A 4559-nucleotide genomic window follows, 5' to 3' on the forward strand; every position below is an offset into this window, starting at 1 on the left:
CTCTTCCGATAAAGTATGGTTTTTATTAAGCTTACGTCCATAAGAGCTTTGAGCTATATAAGTACCGATTTGCCTATCTTGATAAAACGCAGTATTCCCGAATACACTTCTGCCAAAGGTCGAATACCATCCCAAGATAAAGTCGGGTTCATTATATAAAACACTTTCTTTATCAGGCATCTGCATACTTTTATAAGGTATTTGATTATAGGCCTCACGATATTCAGGTGATATATATTCCGCATCTGGAACACCTATAGCGGCTATAATATCTTTACCTACTCCTAAGGCCAATAATGTTTCAATTGAGTTTTGCCAAACCGCTATAATCCTGTGCGGAGCTCGAGTATATCTAATAGTTTGCTCGGTTCCATCGGACATCAATTGCTTAATCTCTCTTGGATACCCTTCTTCTATTATTTTAGAGTCATACGTAATGCTGTCTCGATTAATACCTCTTTCAAATGCAGTTTCAGATTGTGAGTTTGTTCTACAGGCACTGCTGATAATGCATATGAAAATTAATAGTAAGCACAATGTATATTTCGTACGCAACCGTAGCAAACAACCAACTCCATTTCACATTGCACCGGCTAATAGCAGGAGTAGTAACTTTCACTATTCCTGCTATTACCGTAAAACTTTAGAAAGTATATCTTGTACCAACCATAATTTGACGAGCCGGCATAGCTGAACTACCGATACCATTCCATGCATTATACGATGTTTCGTATGCTTTATTGGTTAAGTTAGTGACAGTTACATAAGCAGTAATATCCTCGTTAAAGCTATAATTTAAGTTCCAATCAAGAATTAAGAAACTATTAGAGCTAAATGCTGTACGACTGGCACCGGTATACCAGTTAGCCAATAACCCGGTATATAATTTTCCACGCTCATAAGAAACATTCATCGTATAATGATTCTTTGGTCGTAAATTATTAATTCCCAAATTGATATCGGTAGAGTTATTATAGCCCCAGGATGGATCTAACGTGTAACCGCTTTTAGCATCCCAACGATCCTTCATATAGGAATAAGCCAAACCGATTCGTAAATTATCATTAACCTGATGATCTACGGTGATATTAAAAGATTGTTTTACTTCTTTAGCATTTACTGCCGTACTGGTGAATTTATCATTCGCTTCATCATAAATCGGAAGTTTGGCGATGGCATTGGACATATCGGTGTAATCATAGTTAACCCCTACGGTTGTTTTTTCATTAAAGGTCTTACTATAACCAACAGTCCAAGCGTTGCCTTTTTCATTTTCAAGTGCAGTTTTATAGATACCACTGGTTGCAGTATAGTCACCACTACGCAATGGTCTGAGTATATTAGTGCAACCAAAATACAAAGTACTGTTATCGTTAAAAAGATACTCTAAATTCAACGCCGGCGTAATAGCATTCGTGTTACCTTTCATATTGGTACTGCCGTTAGCCGACTCTCTTTTATAATCACTATAGTGAGCAAATCGTAATGCCGGTGTAATATCAAAGTTATCATTCACATGGATTTTATCCTGAACATAACCATAAATAGATTTACGCTCTACACGTGAGGTTGTTAGAGAATTATCTCTTTCGATGCGTTTAGAATAATTCTTGGCATTATCATAAGTAACACTGCCAATCATCTCATGCTTACCGAATGCTTTAGCATACTGCAATTGAATACCACGATTTTTTTCTTCATTCCAACTACGCGGTTCGCCGGCTTTACCGCCTGTTTCTTCAACCCATTTATCCAACGCTTCCTTATTGCCTGGAAATGGCGCTAAGTTTTGACTAATCCAATCACGCAACTGTTCATCTGATGCACCGCCCGGAAATGCCAAACGATAAGCATCTCTTAAATCAGCTGCCGTAACACCGGGTTTACGCCAATAATACAAGTCTCGACCTTCATAACGATATTCTTGATTATAGAGGCGAACAAAGCTTTCTAGACCGTTTTCTTCATCACGGTCAAACATAAACATAAATTCATAGTCATTACGTTTAAATTTACTGTAAGAATTATAACCGGCACCATCTAATGCATATAAATTGTGGTATCCGGGATTCTTAACATCACCGGCTAATGTTGAATTGCCAACGAGTACATTGCCTTCACCAAGTTGACCGACTGCTGCATTAAAAATAATGCGATTCCAATCATTTAAATTCCAGTATTTACGACTAGGCGTTGAAATTGGATAGCCATCCTTACCTGCTTTATAGGTATAAGAGAATTTAATACTTTGTTTTTCGTTTAAATCTTTATCTAAGCGGAGATTTACACCATCTTCACGCCATTTAGAGCCACCTAACGTTGCCGTTTCCCCAGTTCCGGAATCACGATATTTTGTATCCTGTGACATGGAGCGCATGCCCGCTACATAGTAACGCAACGGATTTTCGGCATCGGTACTGCCACTATAAGAGAACGAGTAATTATGACGATTCCAAGACCCGGTAGATACATCAATTGTGCCTAGATTTTCATTACCACCTTTTTTGGTAATAATATTAATAACACCGCCTAAAGCGTCCGAACCATATACAGAGGCTCCCGGACCTTTGATGACTTCTATTTTATCCACACTATTAATATTAACTAATTGGTCTATATTTACCCCGGTAGATTTACTTCCGGAAGCGCTTGAACTGGATATTCTCGCACTGGCAGCATTATCAACACGTCGACCGTCAACTAATATAACTACACGCGTATCACCATTAATGGATACCCCGTTATTATAAAATTGATAGCCATATTCACCGCCACGGTATCCCGGATTCTGAAATGTAACGCCCGGAACACGTTTAATAGCCTCGGTTAAATCAGCATAATGGCGCTTTTCAATTTCTTCACTAGTGATTACTTTTACATCACCGCCGGTACGATAATATGACTGTTCCGTTACCGTATCACCAAATTTGTTCTTTGTCTCATCAGCCGTAACAACCACAGTCCCTAAACTGTACTCAGTTAAATTTTCATCAAAAGCAGCCTCAACCGTATGATAACTTCCTGCCATCCCTACAAGATACATTGCTACCATAATTACCAAGCGTTGACGTTTGCGCATAGAAAACCTCCTAAAATTCTAAACACCTAAATTCCAAAATACTTAATCACAACACAAATTTCATAAACAACTCATTTTTCTTAAATTATATATTATTTAGTTCTAAAAAATAGCTACTTATGAAATCTCTTCACTGACAACACCTTATTCGAAAATAGCTTTAATCTCATCCCTTCTTATAAATCATATTTTTTATATTTAACCCTATAAGGACATAACTCAAAAGGCCACACACAATACCTATATACACACCTATTTGCCCAAATAGAGGTAAAAATAAATAACCACAGTTTAAAATAAAAGTTCCCCAACCAAACGAATAACGATTGTTCATAACAATCTGTACACGTCTAAGCGGTTTTATGAATAATAACAGCAATAAAGCACAACTCAAGCCTAAATAAATAAGCCATATGATTTCTAACGCCGGATGCCCATGATTCTTAAAATGTAAATCAACCCCTACTGCCAAAACACTCATATACCATGGTGGAGAAGTTATGTAAGAAATAAACTCCGGACTCTTATAAGCCCACACCCATAAATCATCAGCCACAAAGTATCCCTGATATGTATTTTGTAATTCAGTTTTATCAATCAAACGCAAATGATAAGTACTTGTAGCCGACTTAGACAAATCCTTTTCGGATGGAATATCTAACGATAAAATCTCCTTATCCGGATACTTATTACTTACTAAGTCAAAAATGTCCGAATACGTATAAACAGATCCCGTATTTTGCTGTGACGCAAAATACACTTCTGCCCCTGCCGCACTATCAGCATAATACACCCGTGAAAAATAAGAATGACCTATCAACAAAATGCCTGAAACGAATAAAATAATGCAATAAGGCGAAACTACAATTCCTAGGAATGTATGTAGCGAATACATTCCTCGTTTAGGTGAAAGATTAATTTTTCTATAAATTTTATAGCCTGCAAAACACGTTACTAAACTAACCAAACTAAACAGCAATAATAAAACACGCCCCGTATCTCCCAATAAAAGATTACTGTGAAATCTGGCTAAGGTTCTTACAATTACAGCCGTATAGTCCATATCAACATGGCGTGGTACCATCTGATTATTTGCCGGAATAAACTGACCATCTCGAATATAGTAATGATAACGAATAATCTCCTTATTATTCTTTTCAGTAAAACAAAAAGACATCAAAGAGGTCTCCGGTCGAATTGCCATGGATCGCAACGTGTAATTAGGATGTTCCGCCAATATTGTATTAATCTGATTTTGGCTGTTATTCCACATGGAACTCTCATGGGCAGAGTACATTTCTTTTTCAATATTCGAAAAAGAAAAGCCTCTAAGCATAATAACTAACCCGGAAAAGCAGAGTAAGAAAAATACAATGCCCCCTATATAACCCGTGTATTTATGAATCTTATACCATTGTTTCATATAAAACTCCATAAAAGACCCTCGATCTGTAGTGACCCCAAAAAGTTAGACTTTTAT

At 37.0% G+C, this 4559-nt stretch carries 2 protein-coding genes and 1 pseudogene; all 3 read right to left on the reverse strand.

Annotated elements, in window-relative coordinates; all coding sequences use genetic code 11:
* Positions 1-564 (reverse strand): annotated as a pseudogene (locus QZL64_RS13585) (hypothetical protein); the annotation flags it as partial.
* Positions 565-643: 79 nt separating this feature from the next.
* A complete protein-coding gene (locus tag QZL64_RS13590; RefSeq protein WP_021842489.1) occupies positions 644-3079 on the reverse strand; it encodes a TonB-dependent receptor in 2436 nt (811 codons plus the stop codon).
* 166 nt (positions 3080-3245) lie between these two features.
* Positions 3246-4502, reverse strand: coding sequence for a PepSY domain-containing protein (locus QZL64_RS13595; protein WP_296309725.1), 1257 nt, complete (start codon positions 4500-4502; stop codon positions 3246-3248).
* Between the last annotated feature and the right edge of the window lie 57 nt (positions 4503-4559).

The organism is Veillonella sp. CAG:933, assembly GCF_000431435.1.
Lineage (GTDB): Bacteria > Bacillota > Negativicutes > Veillonellales > Veillonellaceae > Veillonella_A.

What these genes read in the sequence shown, in the direction of transcription:
- QZL64_RS13590 (WP_021842489.1), bottom strand. Translation starts at nt 3,079, where the DNA reads ATGCGCAAACGTCAACGCTTGGTAATTATGGTAGCAATGTATCTTGTA.
- QZL64_RS13595 (WP_296309725.1), bottom strand. Translation starts at nt 4,502, where the DNA reads ATGAAACAATGGTATAAGATTCATAAATACACGGGTTATATAGGGGGC.